Genomic DNA, 21,683 nt, shown 5'->3' on the forward strand with positions numbered 1-21,683 from the left:
CCTTTCGAGAGTGCGGGTCTGCCAGGTCGCCTTCCGAGGAGGCCTTCGCGGCCGGCAACTGGCAGCAGGCGCACGACCTGCTGCTGACGGTCTCCCTCGACGAGGACTACGCCGACTTCCTGACGCTCCCGGCGTACGAGCAGCTCAAGGGCTGAACAGCCGCTACCGCTCCGAGTGGCCCAGGGTCCTGCCCGGGGCCACTCGGTCGCGTACGGCCCGCTTCACGGCCGTCGGCTCCGGGAAGCCCTGCTCGCGCCGGTCCCAGACGACCTCGTCGCCGACGCGGACGATGAACACCCCGCCCGTGCCGGGCTTCAGGGCCAGTTCCGTCAGTTCGGCCTCGAAGGTCGTGAGCAGCTCCTGCGCCAGCCAGGCCGCGCGCGGCAGCCAGCGGCACTGGGTGCAGTACTCGATCTCGACCCGCCGTGAGGCGCCCGGGGAGTCCTCCGCCAGTTCGATCTCGACGCGCTGATCGTCCGTCATCCGAGGTGCACCGACCAATCCTGCTGGGCCGCGGGCTTGCCGTGCAGGTCGGGCACCTGCCTGAGCCACGCGGGGCGTCCTTGCTGGTTCTTCGCCGCCCGCAGGGCCTCCTCGGCGGCGAGCTCCTCCCGGCTGGGGAAGTCGGTGGGCAGCCAGGCCGCGGAGGCCTCCGCGCGCGCGTGGAGGTACGTCACGTAGGCCTCGCGCACCTCGTCCGCGGTGGCGAAGCCCGGCTCGTCCGCGAGCCAGGCGTCCGGGACCTCGGCGAGGATCCGCCGCAGCAGTTCCTCGGTGACCCGGGGCGCCAGTTCGGAGTCGGCGGCCCGGACGTCGGGGCCGTGGTGGCCGAGGGCGTGGTGCCGGAAGTCGTAGGTCTTGCGGGGGTCGGTGGCTTCCCAGCGGTGGTGGAAGACGAGGGCGGCGCCGTGATCGATCAGCCACAGGCGCGGGGGTGCGACGCCGAGGGTGGGCCAGACCATCAGGTTGGAACTGTGGACCGTGCGGTCGACGTTCACGGTCAGGGCGTCGAGCCAGACGATCCTGCCCGCCTCCAGCGGATCGACGGGGAAGATCCGGGCGATCTCCGGTGTGAAGTCCCGGGCGCCCGGCAAGTAGTCCATGCCGAGGTTGACCCCCGCACTGGCCGCGTGCAGGCCCCGCACCTCCTGGTGCGGCTCGTGGTCCGCGATCGCCGGGTCGAAGTGCACCAGGACCAGCTCGGGGAAGCGGAGCCCGAGGGCGCGCGCCAGCTCCCCCACGATCACCTCGGCGACGAGCGCCTTGCGGCCCTGCGCGGAGCCGGTGAACTTGACGACGTACATGCCGAGGTCGTCGGCCTCGACGACGCCGGGGACGGAGCCGCCGGACCGCAGGGGTTCGACGTAGCGGGTCGCGGTGACCTCTCTCAACATGCTCCGAAGCCCCACGGCTGGCTCGCCTTGAATTCCATGGTCCCGCCTCCCGCCCCGGCCTCCGGCATCAAGTGAGCATAGTAACGACGGAGCCTGGACGGACGCCTGCCGGACAAGGCCGTCGCCGACCTGCCGTGCCCGCGACGGCTGACCCCGCGTACGCGCCGCCGTCGGCCGTCGATCGATCGGACTTCAGCGCCGGAGACTCGCGCGCAGGTGGCTGACCGTCACGAAGTGGTAGCCGCGAGCGGTCAGGGTGCGCAGGATCTCGGGGACGGCGGCCACCGAGGTGGGGTGGATGTCGTGCAGGAGGACGACGTCGTTGCGCCCGGCCTTGTCGATGACGGTCCGGGCGACCTTGGCCGCGTCGCGGTACTTCCAGTCCTCGGTGTCGACGTCCCACAGCACCGGGGAGAGGGTGGTCGCCGCCTTCACCGTGGCGTCGACCGCGCCGTAGGGCGGCCGGAACAGGGTCGGCGCCTTGCCGGTGGCGGCCTTGACAGCCGCGCTGGTGCGGTCCAGCTGGGAGCGGACCTGGGCGGGGGTGAGGCGGGTGAGGTCGGGGTGGTTCCAGGAGTGGTTGCCGACCTCGTGGCCGGCCCCGCCTCGGCGCGCACCAGTTCGGGGTGGGCGGCCACGTTCTGGCCGACCGTGAAGAAGGTGGCGCGCGCCCGGTAGCGGGCGAGGTGCTTCAGCAGTGTCGCCGTCTCCGGGGCGGCAGGACCGTCGTCGAAGGTCAGCGCGATGCACTTGGCCTTCTCGCAGTCCGTGGTGTCGTCCCCGGAGGCGCTCTCCGTCGGGACGGGAGGCTCGGGCGTGTGGGTCGCGCCCAGGTCGAGGCCGCTGTTCGGGGCTGCGGTCTGCTCCTGTTCACCCTCCTGGGGCACCAGCGCCTTCTCGTGGGTGTCGGCGGGACGCTCCCCGGGCGTCAGCACCCGGATCACCTCCGGGCGGTCGGTGCCGGTCGCCTCCCGCAGTGCGGGTACCAGTCCGGCCCGCAGCAGTGAGGACTTGCCGCTTCCGGACGGGCCGAACACGGCGGCGAACCGGTGTGCGCGCACCAGGTCGAGCAGCTCACCGACGAGCGCGTCCCGCCCGAAGTACAGGTCACGGTCGTACGGCTCGAAGCGCGCGAGCCCGCGGTAGGGCGGAACGGCGTCCCCGTCGGTCTCCGCGGTTTCCTCCACGGCCTGTTCCTCGGCCGCCGCCTTGGCCGCCCTCCAGCGCTCCTCCCACACCCCGGGTTCCGCGTCCAGCGCCTGGACGTAGGCCAGGACCACGGGCAGCGACGGAAGGTGTTCACCGCCGGCCGCCGCGGACAGCGCGCTCGTCGAGTAGTTCGCCCGCCGGGCCATGTCCCGGTACGTCGGCTTCCCGGCCGCCTCCCGCAGACCCCGCAGCTCGTGCGCGAGTCGCTGGACCGGCCCGGCCTCGGGGTCCAGCGGCTTCTCGCGTCGTCCCACGCCTGCGTGCCTTTCAAGATCCAGCCAAAGCGGACCCTCACGCTACTTTTCCGTACGAATGTCCGGCAACCCCCGCTGACCTGCTGTGACGTAATCGGCCTCAGCGTGTCGCAGGCGCGGGTCGGCGTGCGGGCGCCGGTGCCCGCACGGCGTCCATGACGAAGCCGCTGCGGACCCGGGCCGGCATGCGGTTCAGCGGGATCCGCAGGTCCTGGTCGGGCACGTCGTACTCCAGCAGGGCCAGCCGTGGCCCGAGGGCGCGCAGCAGGGCGATCGTGACGTCCTCGCCGGGGCAGCGGTGACCGGTTTCACGGTCGCCGCCGCCCTGAGGGATCAGTTCGTCGGCGTGAGGCGGCCGCTGGAGGAAACGCTGCGGTTCGAAGGTGTAGGGGTCGTCCCAGAGGTCGGGGTCGTGGTTCTGCCCGTAGAGGTCGAGCAGGATCAGCGTGCCGGACGGGATCGGTTCGCCCCGCCACTCCAGATCGGTGACGGCCCGGCCGCCGACGAAGGGCGCGAAGGGATAGAAGCGCCGCACCTCGTGGGCGAAAGCCACGGCGTGGGCGGGATCGTCGCCGGTCAGTAGGTCCCGCAGATCGGGCCTGAGGCGCAGTGCGTGAGCGGCGTAGGTGACGAACCAGCACACCGCGACCGTCGGGCGGACGACGTTGAGCAGTTCGACCGCGGCCGTGTGCGGGTCGAGGAGCCGGCCGTCGGCGTCCCGGTGCCGGACGATCCCCTCCAGCGCCGACCAGGCCGGTGCGCTGGCGGCCCCTGCCCGTACGTCCTCGACCAGGCGCCCCATCCAGGCCTCGCAGCGGGCCCGCGCCCGGCGGGCCCGCCAGTGGCGCGGGCCAGGACTGGCGAAACCGTCGACCATGGCGACGAGGTCCCGGGCCAGGGGGCCGGCGTCCTCGACGGTGAGTCCGGCCCACTGGCACACGCCCCGGGTGAGCACGCGGCTCGTCTCGTCGAACAGCACGACCCGGCGGCCGGACCACGACTCCACCGCCTCGTCCCACTCCGCGGCGACGCGGTCCACCAGACCTGCCACCGCCTCCGCCCCGGTGAGCAGGGACAGGAACATCTCCTTGGGCACGCGATGGTCCGGCCCGTCCAGGGTGTGCACGGCTCCGTGCCCGAAGAGCGTGCTCAGCACCGGCCCGGGCAGTGCCGTCCGGCGCTCCACGTGCCGCTCGTCGTAGAAGAACCGCACCGCCTCGGGGCCGTGCAGGGCGACCACCGGCTGTCCCATGAGCCGCGTGCGGACGAGCGGAGCGGTGGTGCGGCGCCTCCGGTCGGGCAGCCAGGCGTATCCCTTGGCGAGGAGAGCGAGAGAGCTGTCGGCGATCAGTGGACTGCGACCGGGATTCATGGCGCGGCGGGTGCCCGCCGGCTCTGCCCGGAAACGCGGCGCGCCCGCGGGCACCGGCGCGGGTGTCCCCCGACGCGACGGCCGGATCCGGCCGTCGCCGTCCCCGCGGGTGGACGGCTGACCAGGGACGCCGCGGCACCGCGCTTCCGTTTGCCGCCGGTGGCGATGGGGACCCGGCAGGGCATGAGCGCACCCCCACGTCGCCGCGTGATGCGGCAGAACCGAGTTCTGTGGTTGCTGGACCGTCTGGAGCGGGAGCCCAGGGCCGACGCGCTGATCGACACGCTCCGCAGGGGCGTGCGGGCCCTTCCCCTGGGCCGTGGCCGGGACCTGCTGCACGGCAGGTGGCTGGGGCACCCGGTGCATCCGCTGCTGGTGCAGGTGCCGATCGGAAGCTGGCTGTCGGCGGCCGTCCTGGACCTGCGCCCCGGCCGCTCGCGCGAGTCGGGGCTGCTGGTCGGGGTCGGGCTGGGCGCCGCGGCCCCCGCGGCCGTGGCCGGCTGGGTGGACTGGGCGGAGCTGCACCACCCCCAGCAGCGGATCGGGCTGGTGCACGCCCTGTCCAACACCGCGGCCGTCGGCCTGTACGCCGCCTCGCTCGTCTGCCGCGTCAAGGGGCGCGAGGGGGCGGGCCGGGCCTACGGCTTCCTGGGGCTCACGGCCGTCGGGGTCGGGGGCATGCTGGGCGGCCACCTGGCCTACCGGCAGGCCTCCGGCGCCAATCACGCCGAGGAGGTCCCGAACGTCGTCTCCGCGGGCTGGCACCGGATCGGAAGCGTCGAGGAGTTCCCGGCCGGTGAGCCGGTGCGGCGCAGCGTGGACGACGTGCCGGTGCTGGTGGTCCGCGAGTCCGGCGGAGCGGTCCACGCGCTGGCCGAGCGGTGCAGCCATCTCGCGGGGCCGCTGTCCGAGGGCACCGTCGAGGACGGGTGTGTGCGGTGCCCGTGGCACGGCAGCGTGTTCCGGCTCTCCGACGGCTGGAACGTACGCGGACCGGCCACGGCGCCCCAGCCCTCCTTCGAGACGCGGATCACCGGCGGGTACGTCGAGGTGCGGCTGCGTCACCAGAACGGCGGGGAGCCGGCCGGACAGGGACAGGGGAACACGACACGATCGGGGGCTGCCCATGGGCACGGCGACCATGACTGACAGCCGCCTTGCGCGCCGGCTGCGCGGAGCGCTCCGGCGCACCCGCCAGGACTATGCGGCGGGGCACGACCGCCCGCTGGGCGGCTATCTCGCGGCCATGGCGGGCTTCGCGGCCTACACGGCGGCCTGGACCACGGTGGTACGGCGCAGCGGGCGCCCGCTGCCCGAGCGCCCCGAGCCGTGGGACGTGGTCCTGACGTCGGTGGCCACGTTCCGGCTCAGCCGGCTGCTGAGCAAGGCGTCGGTGACCAGCCCGCTGCGGGCTCCCTTCACCCGGTACGTCGGGCCGCAGGGCCCCGCCGAGCTGCACGAGGAGGCGCAGCCAGAGCAGGGCAGGCACACCGTCGGCGAGCTCGCGACCTGCCCGTTCTGCATGAGCGTCTGGGTCGCCTCGACCCTGACCGCCGGCCGGCTGCTCTGGCCGCGCGCCACCCGTACGGCCATGGGCACGCTCACCGCCCTGGCCGGGGCGGACGCGCTGCAACTGGCGTACGGCGCGCTGGTGGACAAGACGACGGGCGACTGACCGCCGCCCGCGCGCCCGGACACCCCCTGGGCGGACGGCTGCCCGGTCCGTGTCCCGTCCGGACGCGGCCGCGCTGCTGTCCGCCGCGGCCGTCACGCTCGCCGGGCCCATCGGCTTCGTCGGCCTGTGCGCCCCGGCGCTCGTCCGTCCGCTCGCCCGGCGGTTCCGGGGGTTCGTCCGGGCCCGGGCGGTCCTGCCCGTCGCCGGTCTGGCCGGTGCCGCGCTGGTGCTCGGCTCGGACGTGCTGCTGCGGGCCCTCATCCCGGCGGACACGGCGGTCGCCGTCCCGACGGGCATCGTCACCAGCCTGGTCGGTGCCGTCTTCCTGGTGGTGACGTCCCTGCACCTCAAGGACACCGCCGGGGCCGACGCGCCGGACCGGCTGCGCATCCCGAGCCGGACGTCGTCACCGTGGGCGCGCTCGTCGCGGCGGTCGTCGGCGTCACGGTGGCCGGCGTCCTGCTGGGCGACAGCAAGCTCCTGCTCGGCAATGTCGTCAACTGGGTGCAGGGGCGGGCCGGGCAGACCGTCTCCTTCGTCCTGGACACCCGCGTGCCGAGGGTGCTCGCGGCGCTGTGCGCGGGCGCGGCGCTCGCCCTGGCCGGCACGCTGGTGCAGGCCGTGACCCGCAACCCGCTGGCGGAGCCCGGTGTGCTGGGCGTCTCCGGCGGTGCCGCGCTCGGCGCCGTCCTGCTCGTCACCACCGTGCCCGCGGCCGGTTCCTGGGGGGTCGCGGGCGCGGCCTTCGGGGGCGCGGCACTGGCCTCGGCCATCGTCTTCGGTCTTTCCGCGCGGGGCGGTTACCGGCAGAACCGGCTGGTCCTCGTCGGCATCGGCATGGCGGCCGGTTCCACGGCCCTGATCAGCCTGCTCATCGTGCTCACCGACCCGTTCAACGCCGTCAAGGCGCTGACCTGGCTGTCCGGTTCGACGTACGGGCGGGCTGCCCGTCGCGCTCGTGCTGGCGCTGGGCCTGGCCGTCGCGTTCGCCCGGCGCACCGAGCTGGACCTCGTCTCCCTGGACGAGGACACCCCGCGGCTGCTGGGTCTCGGACTGCCGCGGGCCAGGCTGGGCTTCCTCGTGACGGGCGTGCTGCTCGCCGCGACCGCCGTCGCCTCGGCCGGCACGATCGGCTTCGTGGGCCTGGTGGCGCCGCACGCGGCCCGCGCCCTCGTGGGCCGGCGGCACGGGCGGGTCGTACCGGTCGCCGTCCTGCTCGGCGCGGCGCTGGTCTGCACGGCCGACCTGATCGGCCGCACCGTCATCGCCCCGGCCCAGCTGGGCGCCGGGCTGATGACGGCGGTGATCGGCACGCCGTACTTCCTGCACCTGCTGGTCTGCGGCCGGAAAGCGGCATGACGCCCGAAAGGGGCATCAATAGTTAAATTGCCCCTGAAGTGCCTGTTGTATGGACGCACACACAACGGGAGCGAGGGAGCATGGCCAAGGACATCACGGACCCGGGCCCGCCCCCGGAGGCGAGCCTGAAACCCAATGCGATCGGGTTCCTCGACGCCCTGGTCATCGGGCTCAACGCGACCTCCCCCGCGTACTCCGTGGCGGCGGTCATCGGGCCGATCGTGGCGCTGGTGGGCATCTACGCCCCCGGGGTGATGCTCGCGTCGTTCGTGCCCATGCTGCTGATCGCGTCGGCGTTCTACTACCTCAACAAGGTCGACCAGGACTGCGGCACGACGTTCTCCTGGGTCACCCGGGCCATGGGGCCGTGGGCGGGCTGGCTGGGCGGCTGGGCCATCGCCATGACGGGCGTCCTGGTCGTCGGGTCGCTCGCGGACGTCGCCGTGACGTTCTTCCTGCTCGCCGTGGGCCTGGACGGCTGGGCCGACAACGACGCGGTGCGCCAGGTTCTGACGGTGCTGCTCATCCTGGTGATGACGGCCGTCTGCGTGATCGGCACCGAGATCTCGGCCAAGGTGCAGAACGTCCTCATCCTGGCCCAGGTCGCCTGCCTGCTCGCCTTCGCCGTGGTGGCGCTCTACCGCGTCTACGCCGACACCGGCACCCTCGACGCCGTCGATCCGGAGTTCGGCTGGCTCGACCCGTTCGGAGCCGGCGGGGCGTCACTGACCGCGTCCCTGCTGCTGGGTGTGTTCATCTACTGGGGGTGGGAGTCGGCGGTCAACCTCACCGAGGAGGTCGAGGACTCGGCCACCGCCCCCGGCAGGGCGGCCGTCTGGTCGACCGTGCTGCTGCTGGTGACCTACCTCGCGGTCGCCTTCGCGGTCGTGGCCTACGCCGGAACGGACTACCTCGCCGAGAACGCGGCGGAGGAGGAGTTCATCTTCGCCCTGCTCGCCGAGGAGGCGATGGGCGGCTGGGACTGGGTCGTCCTCCTCGCCGTCTCGACGTCGGCGCTCGCCTCCACGCAGACGACGATCATCCCGGCGTCGCGCACGGGTCTGTCCATGGCACGCCGGCACGCGCTGCCCGCGCACTTCGGCCGCATCCACCCGCGCTTCCGCACCCCCGACGTGAGCACCTGGTGGGTCGCCGGCATCGCCATCGCCTGGTACCTCGTCCTCTTCCACATCAGCGAGAACGCCCTCTTCGACTCGCTCACCGCGCTGTCCCTGCTGATCGCGTTCTACTACGCGCTCACGGGTCTCGCCTGCGCGGTGTACTACCGCCGCCAACTGACCCGCAGCGCCCGCAACTTCTTCCTGATCGGCCTCGGACCGCTGATCGGCGCGGGGCTGCTGGCGTGGCTGCTGGTGGAATCCGTGGCGGACATGTCCGACCCCGAGAACTCCTACAGCGGCGTCTCGTGGTTCGGGCTCGGTCCGCCGCTCGTCATCGGCATCGGCATCGTCGTCGCGGGCGTGGTCCTCATGGTCGTGTGGCGGCTGCTGGCGCCCGCCTTCTGGTCGGAACACCCGAGCGTGGTCGACCCGGACCTCGTCGACGGCAAGGAGTCCTGAACATGTCGGTGGTCCTCGGCTACGACGAGTCCCCGGGCGCCCTGAGCGCGCTGCGCGTCGCCATCGAGGTGGCGACCGCGTACGACGAACCCCTGGTGATCGTCCACGGCGTCGCCGCCCCCGGCGTCACGGGCGAGGAGTACGGCGCTCATCACGAGGCGGTCCGCGAGGCCGGCAGCACCGCCCTCTCCCACGCGGTCCGGGTGGCCGACGAGGCCGGGGTGCGGACGTCGGTGGAGCTCATCGACGAACGGCCCGCGCAGGCGCTGATCGAGGCCGCGGCCCGCCATGGCGCCCGGGTCATCGTGGTGGGCACGTGGGGCGAGAGCCCGGTGCGCGGTGCGCTGCTGGGCTCGACGCCGCACAAGCTGCTGCACCTGTCCAGCGTGCCGGTGCTCTGCGTGCCGGCGGCGGAGTCATGAGGCTCCTGTCACGCCGGCCGTGCCGTGCGGTCCGTGTCATGAGCCCTGCTTCGCGAGCCCTGCTTCATGAGCTGCCGGCGGCGCGTTTCGTGTGCGGGCTGAAGACGTACAGGTCGAGGATCTCGGGCACCGGCGCGACGCCGGGGCCGCCCGCCCGCACCCAGGAGACGACGTCCTCGGTGGCGGCCGGGTCGTTGACCAGCCCCAGCCACACCGGACGGCCCCCGGCGGCCCGGCCCTCGGCGGACGGCTGGACGACGACGACGTTGGCCTGGTCGCAGACGTCGAGGCAGTCGGAGACGCGCACCGGCGCGGCCTCGCGCAGGCGCTCGGTCTGGGCCGCGTGATCGACGCCTCTGATCTTGCGGGTGCCGCAGCAGCAGTCCCGGCAGACGACGATGCGGCAGGGGACCCCTGCATCCGGCGTCGCGGACATGCCTGTCCCTCCCTCTCTGCGCGTGGTGATGATCATGTCACGCGGTCGCCGGGCCCGGCGGGTCAGGTCCCTTCCCTGAGCGGGTTGGGCAGCGGACGGTAACGGGCGTCGGCGCCGTCCGCGCCGGTCCAGCGCAGCAGCAGGTTGGTCTTCGCGGGGAGGGTCGGCGAGGTGAGCAGGGCGCGGATCTCGGGGAGGTCGTGACGGGCGAGTTCCCGGCGGGCGGCGGGCCAGGGGTCGAACGCCGGGTGCCGTTCGGTGAGGGCGCCGGCGATCTCGATGAGGTGATTGACGACCAGGCAGTACACGAGCCGCTCCCAGCCGGTCTGCCGCGTCACGTCGGGCAGCAGCTTCACGCCCTCGGCGTCCCGGTACAGCGCCTGCACCGGCAGCCCGTCGGCGTCCACGGCGACCAGCGTGTTCTGCAGGTGCGCCTCGATGACGACACCGTGCTCGGCGAACGCCGTCAGCGCCGGGGGCACGACCTGGGCCAGGTACGCCGCCCACCAGACCCCGGGGTCGGCGGCGCGGTCGAGCGGGCTGCCGTCGAAGCCCTCGACGAGACCGGCGGCGAGCACCGGGACTGCGCCCGGCAGCAGGCGGCCGGCGAAACCGTCGCGGACGAGGACGGCCAGGGCCTCGAAGGCGAAGTCGGCGGTGCGGTAGCCGCGGTCGCCGAGCCAGGCGGAGGGCCCGCCGAACGTCTCGAAGGCGGCGCACACGGCCGCGTCCGTCCTGCGCAGGGCGAGCAGGTCGTGGCGCCACAGGCGGCGGATGTCGTTGGTGATGCGCACGTCCAGGCTGAACTTGAGGAAGAGGTCCCGCTCGGGCGTGTAGAGCGTGCGGATCGCGGCCGTGGGCCAGGCGTCGGAGGCGGTGGTGCCGAGCCGGATCAGCCTGCCGTCCGCGAAGGCCCCGGCGAGCTCCTGCGCGGCGAGATCGAGCTGCCAGGGGTGGGCCGGGAGCAGCCGGTAGCCGGGCGGGGCGGTGCCGAGGGCATCGAGGGCGGAGGTGTCGCCGTCCTCGACGACGGTGTCCTCGCGCAGCCCCAGCAGGACGATCGGGAAGCGGGCGTACGCCTCGGGCGCGTACGGCAGCCAGCGGGCTGTGGGGCCGCTCCCGCGTGCCTTGGGGGCCGGGTGGTGGGTGTGGCCGGTCAGGAGGGACTGTTCGGAGCGCAGGTAGAGGTCGTCGGGCGGGGTGGCCCGGGCCCGGGCTGCGAGCAGGGCGGCCACGGCGTCGCGGCTGTCGAGCATCTCGGCGGGCAGTTCGTGGTTGGACACCCCGGTGTGCCGGCGCAGTTCCTCGGCGACGAGCTTGACCAGCTCGGTGTGGCCGACGCGGTGCCAGGCGCCCGCGACCTCGATCTCCGGCTCGGCGGGCCGCCGCGTCCCGCGCACCCGCAGCAGACGGTCCCCGCCGGGCAGCCGGTGGACACGACGGTCGCCCTCCCGGCGCACCGGGCGGGCGACCTCCCGCAGCAGGCAGTTCAGCAGGGGTACGGCGGCATATGCGTCGGCAACGGCTCCGGTGGCCGGGTCGTCACCGTGGGCCGAGTCGTCGTCGGCGGGCGGGGGCATGAGGTCCACGCGTTCCACTCGTCCCTATGGTCGTTCCAGCGTTCCGGGCGGAGATGATCAGTATGTCGGTCGTCGCCATTCCGCTGTGACGCCCCTATTCGTACCCGAGGAGCCGCCCGTGCACCGTCCCCCCACCGCCGAGGCCGAGGTCGCCGACGAGCTGTCCGTCGTACGGCCGGGGCTCCTGCCGCGGTACGAGGCCGAACTGCCCGGCGCCCGGGCGGCCGTGCTGTCCCGGCTGTGGCGCGGTCTCGCCCACGATCGGCTGCCCTGGGTCACCCGCGCCGAGCAGGACCGGGACGGTCTGACGCTGTCCCTGTCCGACGGCCGACGGCTGCACGGCCCCCGGCCGGACCCGTACGCGACCGGCGCGTACGTCACCGCCGTACGGCTGGACGAGACGGCGTACGCGGATCCGGCGCGGCTGATGACGGACCTCGCCGTACCGCACTCCGCTTCCTTCGCGGCCGAACTCGGGCACAGTGTCGCCTCGTTGGCCCTGTCGCGGGCGGGGCAGGAGGGTGAGCGGGAGGACTGGCCGCTAAGCGACTGGGAGTGGGAGCAGCGGATCGTCGACGGGCACCCGTTCCATCCGACGTGCCGGTCCCGGCCCGGCTTCTCGGTGGCCGAGCAGCTGGCCTACGGGCCCGAGCACCGGCCGGTCGTGGAGCTGGGCCTGGTGCCGGTGCGGGCGGTGGAGTGCCTGGTGACGGGCGTGTGGCCGGACGAGCTGCGGGACGGGGGGCGTGTGGTGCTGCCGGTGCATCCGTGGCAGGCGGCGCACGTGCTGAAGCGGACGTGCGAGGAGCGGCGCCCCGCGCATCCGCTGATGTCCCTGCGGACGCTGGCCCTGCCCGGCGGGCCGCAGGTGAAGACCTCGCTGAGCGCTCGGCTGACGTCCTCGGTGCGGGACATCTCCCTGCCCTCGGTCGCCGCCTCGGCGGTGCTGTCGGACTTCGCCGCGACACCGGCGGCGCGCACGGACGGCCTGCTGCACGTGACCCGCACCCTGGGCGCCGCGGCGGCCGGGTCCCCCGACTTCGCGGCCGTCCTGCGGGAGTCGCCGCAGGCGTACGCGGGCAGCGGTGAACGGGTCCTGCCGGTGGCGGCGCTCGCGACCACCGGCCTGCCTCGCTCCCCCGCCTGGCTGGCCGGTTTCGCGCGGCTCACGCTCACGGTCGGGCTGCGGCTGCTGGAGCTGGGCGTGGCCCTGGAGGCGCACGGCCAGAACCTCCTGGTGGTCCTCTCTGCGGCGGGCGACCCGGTGCGGCTGGTCTATCGCGACCTGGCCGACATCCGCGTCAGCCCGGCCCGCCTGGCCCGGCACGGCATCGAGGTGCCCGAGCTGCCCGCCCGCATGGTCACGGACGACGAACGCGTGCTGCGCCGCAAGCTGTTCGGCTCGCTCGTGGCGGGCGCGCTGGCCGGCACCGCCGGGTCGGGCCCGGCGCTCGGCGCGGCGCTGGAGACGGCCGTACGGGACCTGCCGCGCACCCCCGACCTCGCGGCACTGTGCGCGGATCCGCTGCCCACGAAGGCGCTGACGCTGATGCGGCTCTCGCCGCAGACGCCCGGGGACCAGTGGGCGGAACTGCCCAACCCCCTGCGGTGAAACCCGCTTTTGGAACCGGAGCGGGGTGATCATTAGGATCCGGCGATGATCACAAGAACACGGCTGGCGGTGGGGGTCTGTGCCCTGCTCGCCGCGCTGACGGCCGGGCTCGCCTTCCCGGCCGGGGCGGTCGCCGGCGAACCCACGGGCCAGGACGCCCCCAAGGTCGACCTCGTCCTCGATGTGAGCGGCTCGATGCGGGCCCGGGACATCGACGGACAGTCGCGGATGGCCGCCGCGAAGCAGGCGTTCAACGAGGTGCTCGACGCGACGCCCGAGGAGGTCGAACTCGGCATCCGCACCCTGGGCGCGAACTACCCGGGGGACGACCGGAAGACGGGCTGCAAGGACACCGCGCAGCTCTACCCGGTCGGCCCGCTCGACCGCACCGAGGCCAAGACGGCCGTCGCCACCCTCACCCCGACGGGCTGGACGCCGATCGGCCCTGCCCTGCTGAAGGCGGCCGGTGACCTGGACGGCGGCGACGGTTCCAAGCGCATCGTGCTGATCAGCGACGGTGAGGACACCTGCGCCCCGCTCGACCCGTGCGAGGTGGCCCGCGAGATCGCGGCCAAGGGCATCGGCCTGACCATCGACACCCTGGGTCTGGTGCCGACCGCCAAGCTGAGCAGGCAGCTGAGCTGCATCGCCGAGGCCACCGGCGGCACCTACACCTCGGTCGAGCACCAGGACGAACTCACCGACCGCGTCAACCAGTTGGTGGACCGGGCGGCCGATCCGGTGGTGACGCCGGTGCCGGCCGAGGGCGCCGACCGGTGTGCCGGGGCGCCGACGCTGAAGTCGGGCCTGTACACCGACCGGGAGGAGTTCGGGCAGCAGCGCTGGTACCGGGTGGACGTGCGGCCGGGTCAGGAGCTGCGCGCCTCGGTGAGCGTCGCCGCGGACCGGGCGGTGAACCCCGGCTACGGCGTGCTGATGCGGGCCGTCACGTCGAAGGGCCGCGAGATCGTGCGCGGCGAGGCGGCGGGCGACGGCCGTACGGACGTGATCTCGACGGGCCTGCGCTACCCGAAGGCCGGGAGCGACGACGAGGACGCGCCCGCCGAGGCGGTCTGCCTCGGCGTCTCGCACTCCTTCTCGGCGGCCTCCGGCGTGAAGACCACGCCCGGTCTGCCGCTGGAGCTGACGGTGGACGTCGTGGACGCCCCGAGCCGGGCGGGCGACGTGGCCGCCTTCGGCCTCGGCCGCGGCTGGTGGCTGCTCGGCGTGCTGATCCTCGCCGGCTTCCTCGCCGGTGTCGTCTGGGGCTGGCTGTCGCGCTGGCGGATCGCGGTCTGGAGGACCAACTGATGCGAGCGGTACGAGCGTTGAGCGCGGCCTTGCTGACCCTCGGAGTGGCGGCCGGCCCCGCCGCGGCCGACGCCTCGCCGAGCCCGTCGCAGGACGAGGCGTCGGCCCCCACACAGGCCGGTACGTCGTTCCGCACGGCGACGGAGATCGAGCAGGGGCAGCAGGCCACGGCGAGCGGCTCCACGGGTGACTACCTGTACTGGTCGTTCCCGGCCGACACCGGGCAGCGCCCCACGGTCCGGGCGACGGTGAAGCTTCCGGAGACCCACGCCTCCCAGACCTGGCAGATCGACGTCTACGACGGTCTGCGCCGCCGTCAGGCCTGCCAGTACGGGGCGCAGACGCGTACCGCGGGGGCGGACACGTCCTCCGTGGAGCTGGCCTGTGTCCTGCGCACGGTCCGGGCCTGGTCGGAGCCGTGGGCCGACGACCCGCTGCCGGGCACCTACTACGTCCGGCTGACGGCCACCGGCGTCGCCACCGCCGACCTCGGCCTCCCGGTGGACACCGGGATACGGGTGGACTCCGAGGACATCGGCGGTTCCGCGGCGGTGGACGGCTCGCTCGCCGAGCCGCTGGTGCCGGGGATCGCCTCGAAGCCCGAGGAGGAGCGGGAGGACGCGGCGGTGCTCGCCGGTCTCGAACCCGAGGACGGCTGGACGTCCGGCTGGTGGTCGGACCGGTGGGTGTGGACCGCGGTCGGCGGGATCCTGGCCGCGCTGGCGGGCGTCGGCGGGTACGCGCTGACGCGCGGGACGGGCCGGCCGTCCCGGGTGCCGCCGGGCGCCTGACCGGTCGTACTTGATCGCCCTCACCGGTCGGCCCTTGTCGGCCCCTATTGGCCTTTACCTGATCGGGCCGCACTCGGTCGACTCGCACCTGATCGACCGCACCCGGTCGATCTCCACCTGATCGCCCCTCAGAAGGCCCGCTGCCAGCGGGCCTTCTCTCAAGTCTCGCGCAGCGCCTTGGCGAGCGTGCCCTCGCCGCTCACCTCGACCCGCCGTTCACGCACGGCCCGGGCGAGGCTCAACTCCCCGCGGCCGATGGCCGTGCAGGTGCCGGTGTCCAGGACCAGCCGGGCGTCCGGCTCCCCGGGGGCGGGCCCGTCGCCGTACACGGGCCCGTCCTCGGCACCGGCGTACAGATGGAACAGGCCTTCCTCCAGACGGACTTCGACGAGTCCTTCGCCGTCCAGCAGGCGCAACAGGGGCAGCGCGAACCAGTGCGCCCGGACCGCGTCCGTCGCCCGGCGCTCCCCGAGCTCGGGCTGCCCCCACTCCCCCAGCGCCTGCAGCACGGGTAGCAACTGCCGTCCACGTACCGTCAGTTCATAGACGAAGGCCGCACCGGGCGGCGGCAGCCGGCGCCGGGTCGCGAGGCCGTCGCGCTCCATGTCCTTCAGCCGCGAGGCGAGTACGTCGGTGCTGACGCCGGGCAGGTCCGCATGCAGGTCGGTGTAGCGGCGGGGGCCGGCGAGGAGCTCCCGGACGATCAGCAGGGTCCAGCGGTCACCGACGACGTCGAGCGCGCGGGCGGCGGAGCAGTACTGGTCGTAGCTTCGGCGAGGTGGCATGCGACGCAGTCTAGACAAGTTGTTGGACTTTCCAAGCGCGTACTTGGTAAAACCAAGCAACACGGTTCGGCAGAGGAGAGGCGCGCATGGAGTTCCGGCAGTCGAGCAAGCTCAGCGAGGTCTGTTACGAGATCCGCGGCCCGGTCATCGAGCACGCCAACGCGCTGGAGGAGGCAGGGCACAGCGTGCTGCGCCTGAACACCGGCAATCCGGCGCTCTTCGGGTTCGAGGCGCCGGACGAGATCCTCCAGGACATGATCCGGATGCTGCCGCAGGCGCACGGCTACACCGACTCGCGCGGCATCCTCTCCGCCCGCCGGGCCGTGGCCCAGCGCTACCAGACGCTCGGCCTGGAGGTCGGCGTCGACGACGTCTTCCTCGGCAACGGCGTCTCGGAACTGGTGTCGATGGCCGTCCAGGCACTCATCGAGGACGGCGACGAAATCCTCATCCCCGCCCCGGACTTCCCCCTCTGGACGGCGGTGACGACCCTCGCGGGCGGCAAGGCGGTCCACTACCTCTGCGACGAGCAGGCCGACTGGTATCCCGACCTCGACGACATGGCGTCGAAGATCACCGACCGCACCAAGGCAGTCGTGATCATCAACCCGAACAACCCCACCGGCGCGGTCTACCCCAAGGAGATCGTCGAGGGCATCCTCGACCTCGCCAGGCGGCACGGCCTCATGGTCTTCGCCGACGAGATCTACGACCAGATCCTCTACGACGACGCCGTGCACCACTCGGCCGCCGCGCTCGCCCCCGACCTGGTGGTCCTCACCTTCTGCGGGCTGTCCAAGACCTACCGCGTGGCGGGCTTCCGCTCCGGCTGGCTGGTGGTGACCGGGCCGCGGCAGCACGCGAAGGACTACCTGGAGGGCCTCACCATGCTGGCCTCCATGCGACTGTGCGCCAACGCACCCGCGCAGTACGCCATCCAGGCCGCGCTCGGCGGCCGGCAGTCCATCCGCGAACTGACCGCGCCCGGCGGCCGGCTGCACGAACAGCGCACCGTGGCCTGGGAGAAGCTCAACGAGATCCCCGGCGTATCGTGCGTGAAGCCGAAGGGATCCCTGTACGCCTTCCCGCGCCTCGACCCCAAGGTCCACAAGATCCACGACGACGAGAAGTTCGTCCTGGACCTGCTGCTGCGGGAGAAGATCCAGGTCGTGCAGGGCACCGGCTTCAACTGGCCGACGCCGGACCACTTCCGCATCCTGACCCTGCCGCACGCGCAGGACCTGGAGGCGGCCATCGGGCGGATCGGGCGGTTCCTGAGCGGATACCGGCAGTAGCTGATGGTGTTGCCGGGATTCATGGTCGGGGGGAGCGGGGATGCCATAGAGTGCGGCCACTGATCGGGGGGCCGGGGGATCGGGGATGGGGGAACCCCAGATGTTCATGCCTGGTCGGCGTCTGTCGGGTACGCCGTCGTCCTTGCACGGCCGTCTCGCGCTGCTGGTCCTGAGCCTCGGCCTGCTGGGCAGCCCGTGGGTGCAGGGGCCCCTCCGGGACCGGTACGAGCGGAAGTTCTACGTCGAGGGGTCCGGCAGCACGACCCTGCGCCGGCTCTTCGAGGCGGCGTTCGTGCCCCGCTGGGACACCTCCTCCTATCGGTACGGGACCACGTCCGCCCTGGTGGTGAACGACCTCGCCGTCCTGTTCCTGCTCGCCGGGCTCGCCTTCTTCCTGTGGCGGATGTCGGCCCGCGGCAAGGCCGGGTGGATCCGCTGTCTCGTCGCGGGCATGGCGGTCTCGCTGGCGTCCAGCCTCCTGTGGTGGGGCCTGCACACGGCCTTCGTCCCCGAGGTGAAGCTGGCTCCGAACGACATGATGCTGGACTACCTGCTGCCCAGCGGCCTGCTGTTCGGCCTGGTGGCGGGCGTGCTGCTCGCGCTCCTGACCGCCGGTGCGCCGGGGGCGCGCGCCAGGAGCTCCGTCGGCGCCGTCACGGCGCCGCTCCGCCGCTGGAGAGAGGGAGGGCTCGGCATGACGACCGCGCCGGTCCACATGCCGGTCGGGAGCACGCCGGGTGACGTAACCCGGTACCTGTGCGCCGCGGCCTACGTCGACGAGGACTTCGCCGAGCGGGTGGTGGAGGACCTCCTGGCCGACGAGGCGGGGGCCGTGGCGCCCTCACCCGGCGTCGACCTGGTGACGGTGGTGCGCCACTGTCTGACCGCCCAGGAACTGCGGCACCGCCGCGATCTGCGGCTGACCTGCGCCTTCGCCGTCGTGACCGTGTTCGCGCCGCTGTGGCTGGTGTTCGTCGGCCTGCTCCTGTCGGCCACCGGGCGGGTCGGCGGCCGGCCGAGCCTGGCCACCCGCGGCCGCCACCAGCCCCCGGGCGGGGTGCTGGCGGGCGCCGCCGTCACGGCCGCCGTCACCGTGCTCGTCGCCGTCGCCTTCGGCGTCCTCCTGTCGGCGCTGCCCGCACCCGGCTTGGTGAGCTGGCTGCTGGGCGCCTACCTGGCCGGGGTGCCGGCGGTGCTGCTGTCGGTCGCGGCCGTGGCCTTCGCGTACGTCACCGTCGTACGCCATGATCTCGACGTCGACCGGCTGCTGCGCACGACCATGACGCGCGAGGCGTTCGCGCGGCAGCCCCGGCCGACCGTGCCGCGACGCACGTGGATGGCCGAGCGGCTCGCGGCCATCGGGGAGGCGCAGGACGGGAACGTCACCGTCTACAGCGGATACACACCCTTCATCGGTTACTCGGCGGCCGCCTCGCAGTGGTCGCTCGCCGTGCCGCTGCTGCCCGCGGGCGACCCCGTCGGCGGGATGCCGCGACGCGCCGCGCCGGAGTCGTTCACCGTCACCGAACTCGTCGACCACGTCCGCGCGCTGCTGCGGGCGACCGCCGCGCGCGGCACGGCCGACGGGGCGGCGGACGTCGCGGAGGCCCTCGGATCCCTCGTCGTCGAGGACCGGGTCCTGGCGAGCGGCACGAGCGTCGGCGACGACGAGCGGTTCATCAGGGACTCCGGGCTCGCGCCGGCCGCGCGGCTGCCCGCCGACGAGATCGGGCGGATCATGGAGCGTCCCACGGGGGCGGTCCGCCACTGTCTGGCGGTGCATGTGCCGCTGTGGGGCGGGGACGTGGTGCCGAGCGTGTTCCTGCACCTGTCCACCACGGGGCGCACGCTCCACCTGCACTGCAGCAACCACGTGCTCGGGCCGGTGCGCGCCGAGTATCACGTGGTGGACCGGCTGCGCGGGCCGCTCTCCCCCGCCGCGCGGCGAGGGCTCCTGCTGGACGCCGTCGCCCACACCAGGAAGGACTTCTTCGCCGCGCCCTTCCGGGCGATGCGGCAGGCCCGCTTCGAGGAGCGGCACAGCAGACGGATGGTGGACGAGCTCAAGGCGCTGGACCAGGACCCGGTCTACGACTTCGGGGCACGGCTGAGCGTCCGGGAGCTGGCGCTGAGCCCGAACTACCACAACTACTTCCAGGTCGTGGACGCCATGCGGATCACCTCCGCGGTGGAGCGCCACACCCTCGCCGCGGTCCGCGGGTTCCTCGACGCGCGCGGCTACGACACGACCGACTTCCGCGCCCAGCAGCAGACCATCCTCAACCAGGGGCTCATCCAGCAGGGCGGCACGAGCATCATCGGCAACCAGGCGATCGGCACGGGCGCGACCGCCACGCAGAACGTCCCCGGTCAGCCGGGCGCCGCGGTGCCGGGTGCCGTCGGCGGTTCCGCCAAATAGGAGCAAGCAGGAGGAGGCCCCATGATGGGCGACGACGCACGCCAGGACCCTCCGGTCAACAACGGCGTCATGATCAGCGGCGGCACGCACTACGTCGGCAACCAGGCCGTCGGCCACGGCGCGCGGGCGTTCTCCGGCTCCGTCTCCTTCCAGCCGCAGGATGCCGAGCGTACGGCCGAACTCCTGGCGGTCGTCGAGCGGTTGCTGGAGGAACACCGCGCGGCCCTGACGGACCCCGAGGCCACAGCCAGGGAACTGCGCCGTCTGCGCGAGGAACTCGAAGAACCCGAACCTCAGCCGACGGTCCTGCGCCGGGCCCTGACCCGCCTCGACGAATTCGTCCAGCCGGTGACGCCGTTGGTGGTGGCGGTCGGTCAACTGGCGCAGTCGGTGCAGGGCTTGCCAGGGGTGTGAAGGCGGGGAGTGGGGCTGACCGGGGTGGTGGGCGACGGGTCTGCCGGTGGGGTCGGCAGGGTCCGGTGATCGCCGGGTGAATGTCAGACCCCCGTCGTAGCCTTCGAAGCGAGGGCCGGTGATCCGTACGGCCCCCGTGCTGCTGTCGTACGCCCTCGTACGGCCGTCCCACGCCCTCGCCCGGAAGGAGCGCGCCGTGACCCGACCGCCGACCGTCGCGCAGCGGCGTGTCATCGACGCCGCCGATCCCGTCACCGGGCGGCTCCGTGGTACGGAGTCGCAGCTCACCGCACTGGTGAAGCGGGGTCTCGCCTTCCGGCACCCCCGGCCGCCGCACGATCACTTCCTGACGCCGGAGGGGCACCGGGTGCGGCAGGGCATCACACAGGTGCCCGAGGCAGCCGGGTCCGCGCAGGCCCCCGCGTCGACGGGCGTGTTCGCCGCGCGCGCCGGCGGCGAGGAGGCCCCTGCGGATGCCGGGCCCGCCCGGCGCCGTGAGGTGCACAGCGCCTGGCAGGGGCTGCTGGAGCTGCGCCGGATGACCAACCCGGGCGGGGACGTGGACCGGCCGTGCGGCTGGGAGCGTACGCATCTGGTGCGGGCCGCGGCGCTGGCCCTGGAGGCGGCCGGGCACGCTCCGGCGGGGCAGGAGGGCGGGGGCTACCGCGTACGGGAGACCCCACAGCCGGAGGCCGTCGCCGTCCACGAGCCGGACGGCGAGGCGCTGCGGGCCTGCGCGGCCACCCTGGAGGAGGCAGGCTGGCAGGTGAGCGAGCACCGCGAGCCGCGCACCGGGAACCGGTATCTGCTGGCTTCGCCGCGCCGGGCGTGATGAGCATGCCAAGATCGGTGGATCGTTGTGCAGTGCACGAGAGTCCGGTGGGAGAGATCCGGTGCGAGAAGGGAAAGCCGTGAGCGAGCCGTTTTCCGTCCCTGTGACCGTCCGTGGATACGAGACGGACGTGCAGGGGCACCTCAACCAGGCGGTCTACCTGAACTACGCGGAGCACGCCCGCTGGTCGTTGCTCCAGGCCGCGGGGATCAGCCAGTCCGCCCTCATCGGCAGCGGCGTGGGCCCGGTCGCCCTGGAGACGACCATCCGCTACAAACGCGAGCTGCTCGCGGGCGATGAGGTCGCGGTGACCTGCGCCTTCGAGTGGGGTGGCGGAAGGACGTTCCGGATCGAGCAGACCGTCGTGAAGTCCGACGGCACGGTGGCCGCGGAGATCACGGCGGTCGGCGGGATCCTGGACCTGGAGAAGCGCAGGCTGGTCGCCGATCCCGCCGAGGTCTTCAAGAAGCTGGCGTCGGATCCGGGGCTGTTCGGGCTTTAGGCGGCGTCTCGCCAGATCGTCATGTCCAGTTGCAGGAAGGCGATGTCGGGCAGCGCCGTCGACTTCGTCTGGAGCACGAGCAGGGCGATGTCCCCGTTCTTGTGCTTGACGCAGATTTCGGTGCCGGCGGCTGCCCCGGCCAGGGTCCAGCGGTGGCGGTCGGCACTGGCGAGCATCAGCCGGCACTCGTCGAGGGTGGCCCCCGACTTGCCGAAGAGCTGAAGGAACACGCTGGTGTCGCTCTCCACCGCGCAGCCGGCATCCTTGCAGTCGAAGCGGATGTCCCCCTTGCGGTCGTCCCGCATGAACGGCTTCTGGAAGCTCAGCGAACTCTCCGGGGTCAGCATCAGGGGCGCCTGCGACTCGACCTGCGGTGACGCGGACTTCGTAGGGGAGGGGGCGACCCCCGCCGGTGTCCGGCTGTCGGCCCCCGACGCTCC

Annotated in this window: 19 protein-coding genes and 4 pseudogenes; 13 read left to right on the forward strand and 10 right to left on the reverse strand. The window is 73.1% G+C overall.

The genetic code is table 11. From position 1 onward, the window contains the following. Positions 1-162: 162 nt before the first annotated feature. The 6 genes and pseudogenes from ABT116_RS24800 to ABT116_RS24825 all read right to left on the reverse strand — a co-directional run bounded on the left by ABT116_RS24800 (position 163) and on the right by ABT116_RS24825 (position 4,229). On the reverse strand, positions 163-483 hold the full coding sequence (locus ABT116_RS24800) for an Rdx family protein (RefSeq protein WP_351637691.1): 321 nt from the start codon (positions 481-483) through the stop codon (positions 163-165). Beyond that, entirely contained in the window at positions 480-1,394 is a 915-nt protein-coding gene (locus tag ABT116_RS24805; RefSeq protein WP_351637694.1) for a HipA family kinase, read from the reverse strand. Before ABT116_RS24805 ends, ABT116_RS24800 begins: the two co-directional genes overlap by 4 nt. A 192-nt stretch (positions 1,395-1,586) precedes the next feature. After that, positions 1,587-1,802, reverse strand: a complete 216-nt coding sequence (locus tag ABT116_RS24810; protein WP_351637746.1) for a polysaccharide deacetylase family protein — start codon at positions 1,800-1,802, stop codon at positions 1,587-1,589. A 75-nt stretch (positions 1,803-1,877) separates the two neighbouring features. Beyond that, positions 1,878-1,937 (reverse strand): annotated as a pseudogene (locus tag ABT116_RS24815) (hypothetical protein); the annotation flags it as partial. A 74-nt stretch (positions 1,938-2,011) separates the two neighbouring features. After that, a pseudogene (locus tag ABT116_RS24820) lies at positions 2,012-2,857 on the reverse strand (nSTAND1 domain-containing NTPase); the annotation flags it as partial. Between the two features lie 100 nt (positions 2,858-2,957). Continuing rightward, entirely contained in the window at positions 2,958-4,229 is a 1,272-nt protein-coding gene (locus tag ABT116_RS24825; RefSeq protein ID WP_351637697.1) for a cytochrome P450, read from the reverse strand. Positions 4,230-4,412: 183 nt separating this feature from the next. Between ABT116_RS24825 and ABT116_RS24830 the strand changes: the two genes are divergently transcribed. The 5 genes and pseudogenes from ABT116_RS24830 (at position 4,413) to ABT116_RS24850 (ending at position 9,266) form a co-directional block, all read left to right on the forward strand. Then, positions 4,413-5,378 carry a Rieske (2Fe-2S) protein gene (locus tag ABT116_RS24830; protein ID WP_502983932.1) on the forward strand — a complete coding sequence of 322 codons (966 nt, stop codon included), beginning with the start codon at positions 4,413-4,415 and terminating at the stop codon, positions 5,376-5,378. Next, complete coding sequence (locus ABT116_RS24835; RefSeq protein ID WP_351637701.1) at positions 5,371-5,904, forward strand: DUF1360 domain-containing protein; 534 nt, start codon at positions 5,371-5,373, stop codon at positions 5,902-5,904. The genes ABT116_RS24830 and ABT116_RS24835 overlap by 8 nt, the downstream gene beginning before the upstream one ends. 67 nt (positions 5,905-5,971) lie before the next feature. Then, a pseudogene (locus ABT116_RS24840) lies at positions 5,972-7,264 on the forward strand (iron chelate uptake ABC transporter family permease subunit); the annotation flags it as partial. A gap of 80 nt (positions 7,265-7,344) precedes the next feature. Continuing rightward, the gene (locus tag ABT116_RS24845; protein WP_351637705.1) at positions 7,345-8,844 is read left to right on the forward strand and encodes an APC family permease; all 1,500 of its coding nucleotides are present in this window, start codon (positions 7,345-7,347) and stop codon (positions 8,842-8,844) included. Between the two features lie 2 nt (positions 8,845-8,846). Next, positions 8,847-9,266 (forward strand): universal stress protein, encoded by a 420-nt coding sequence (locus ABT116_RS24850; protein WP_351637709.1) that lies wholly within the window; start codon positions 8,847-8,849, stop codon positions 9,264-9,266. Between the two features lie 64 nt (positions 9,267-9,330). Here ABT116_RS24850 and ABT116_RS24855 read toward each other — a convergent pair whose 3' ends face one another. After that, a complete protein-coding gene (locus ABT116_RS24855; RefSeq protein WP_351637713.1) occupies positions 9,331-9,702 on the reverse strand; it encodes a (2Fe-2S) ferredoxin domain-containing protein in 372 nt (123 codons plus the stop codon). A 62-nt stretch (positions 9,703-9,764) separates the two neighbouring features. Beyond that, positions 9,765-11,300, reverse strand: coding sequence for an IucA/IucC family protein (locus ABT116_RS24860; protein WP_502983933.1), 1,536 nt, complete (start codon positions 11,298-11,300; stop codon positions 9,765-9,767). 100 nt (positions 11,301-11,400) lie between these two features. Between ABT116_RS24860 and ABT116_RS24865 the strand changes: the two genes are divergently transcribed. From ABT116_RS24865 to ABT116_RS24875, 3 genes are read left to right on the forward strand one after another with little or no spacing between them, the layout of a single operon-like run. Beyond that, positions 11,401-12,894, forward strand: a complete 1,494-nt coding sequence (locus ABT116_RS24865; protein WP_351637717.1) for an IucA/IucC family protein — start codon at positions 11,401-11,403, stop codon at positions 12,892-12,894. 45 nt (positions 12,895-12,939) lie between these two features. Next, on the forward strand, positions 12,940-14,205 hold the full coding sequence (locus tag ABT116_RS24870; protein ID WP_351637721.1) for a VWA domain-containing protein: 1,266 nt from the start codon (positions 12,940-12,942) through the stop codon (positions 14,203-14,205). Further along, complete coding sequence (locus ABT116_RS24875) at positions 14,205-14,996, forward strand: hypothetical protein (protein ID WP_351637724.1); 792 nt, start codon at positions 14,205-14,207, stop codon at positions 14,994-14,996. Before ABT116_RS24870 ends, ABT116_RS24875 begins: the two co-directional genes overlap by 1 nt. Before the next feature lie 158 nt (positions 14,997-15,154). Here ABT116_RS24875 and ABT116_RS24880 read toward each other — a convergent pair whose 3' ends face one another. Next, positions 15,155-15,781, reverse strand: a complete 627-nt coding sequence (locus ABT116_RS24880) for a winged helix-turn-helix transcriptional regulator (RefSeq protein WP_351637727.1) — start codon at positions 15,779-15,781, stop codon at positions 15,155-15,157. A gap of 86 nt (positions 15,782-15,867) precedes the next feature. Between ABT116_RS24880 and ABT116_RS24885 the strand changes: the two genes are divergently transcribed. From ABT116_RS24885 to ABT116_RS24905, 5 genes are all read left to right on the forward strand, one after another. Further along, positions 15,868-17,076, forward strand: coding sequence for a pyridoxal phosphate-dependent aminotransferase (locus ABT116_RS24885; protein WP_351637731.1), 1,209 nt, complete (start codon positions 15,868-15,870; stop codon positions 17,074-17,076). A 100-nt stretch (positions 17,077-17,176) separates the two neighbouring features. Next, complete coding sequence (locus ABT116_RS24890; RefSeq protein WP_351637734.1) at positions 17,177-19,495, forward strand: AbeC-like domain-containing protein; 2,319 nt, start codon at positions 17,177-17,179, stop codon at positions 19,493-19,495. Between the two features lie 21 nt (positions 19,496-19,516). Then, on the forward strand, positions 19,517-19,909 hold the full coding sequence (locus ABT116_RS24895; RefSeq protein WP_351637736.1) for a DUF5955 family protein: 393 nt from the start codon (positions 19,517-19,519) through the stop codon (positions 19,907-19,909). A 196-nt stretch (positions 19,910-20,105) separates the two neighbouring features. Then, positions 20,106-20,741 carry a hypothetical protein gene (locus ABT116_RS24900; RefSeq protein WP_351637744.1) on the forward strand — a complete coding sequence of 212 codons (636 nt, stop codon included), beginning with the start codon at positions 20,106-20,108 and terminating at the stop codon, positions 20,739-20,741. A 79-nt stretch (positions 20,742-20,820) separates the two neighbouring features. Next, the gene (locus ABT116_RS24905; RefSeq protein ID WP_351637738.1) at positions 20,821-21,243 is read left to right on the forward strand and encodes an acyl-CoA thioesterase; all 423 of its coding nucleotides are present in this window, start codon (positions 20,821-20,823) and stop codon (positions 21,241-21,243) included. Here ABT116_RS24905 and ABT116_RS24910 read toward each other — a convergent pair. Further along, positions 21,240-21,683, reverse strand: a pseudogene (locus ABT116_RS24910) (serine/threonine-protein kinase); the annotation flags it as partial. The gene ABT116_RS24905 and the pseudogene ABT116_RS24910 overlap by 4 nt on opposite strands.

It is taken from the genome of Streptomyces sp. NPDC002130 (assembly GCF_040296465.1).
Classification (GTDB): Bacteria; Actinomycetota; Actinomycetes; order Streptomycetales; family Streptomycetaceae; genus Streptomyces.

Coding starts and splice junctions, on each gene's coding strand:
- ABT116_RS24800 (WP_351637691.1), bottom strand. CDS start 483: ATGACGGACGATCAGCGCGTCGAGATCGAACTGGCGGAGGACTCCCCG.
- ABT116_RS24805 (WP_351637694.1), bottom strand. CDS start 1,394: ATGTTGAGAGAGGTCACCGCGACCCGCTACGTCGAACCCCTGCGGTCC.
- ABT116_RS24825 (WP_351637697.1), bottom strand. CDS start 4,229: ATGAATCCCGGTCGCAGTCCACTGATCGCCGACAGCTCTCTCGCTCTC.
- ABT116_RS24830 (WP_502983932.1), top strand. CDS start 4,413: ATGAGCGCACCCCCACGTCGCCGCGTGATGCGGCAGAACCGAGTTCTG.
- ABT116_RS24835 (WP_351637701.1), top strand. CDS start 5,371: ATGACTGACAGCCGCCTTGCGCGCCGGCTGCGCGGAGCGCTCCGGCGC.
- ABT116_RS24845 (WP_351637705.1), top strand. CDS start 7,345: ATGGCCAAGGACATCACGGACCCGGGCCCGCCCCCGGAGGCGAGCCTG.
- ABT116_RS24850 (WP_351637709.1), top strand. CDS start 8,847: ATGTCGGTGGTCCTCGGCTACGACGAGTCCCCGGGCGCCCTGAGCGCG.
- ABT116_RS24855 (WP_351637713.1), bottom strand. CDS start 9,702: ATGTCCGCGACGCCGGATGCAGGGGTCCCCTGCCGCATCGTCGTCTGC.
- ABT116_RS24870 (WP_351637721.1), top strand. CDS start 12,940: ATGATCACAAGAACACGGCTGGCGGTGGGGGTCTGTGCCCTGCTCGCC.
- ABT116_RS24875 (WP_351637724.1), top strand. CDS start 14,205: ATGCGAGCGGTACGAGCGTTGAGCGCGGCCTTGCTGACCCTCGGAGTG.
- ABT116_RS24880 (WP_351637727.1), bottom strand. CDS start 15,781: ATGCCACCTCGCCGAAGCTACGACCAGTACTGCTCCGCCGCCCGCGCG.
- ABT116_RS24885 (WP_351637731.1), top strand. CDS start 15,868: ATGGAGTTCCGGCAGTCGAGCAAGCTCAGCGAGGTCTGTTACGAGATC.
- ABT116_RS24890 (WP_351637734.1), top strand. CDS start 17,177: ATGTTCATGCCTGGTCGGCGTCTGTCGGGTACGCCGTCGTCCTTGCAC.
- ABT116_RS24895 (WP_351637736.1), top strand. CDS start 19,517: ATGATGGGCGACGACGCACGCCAGGACCCTCCGGTCAACAACGGCGTC.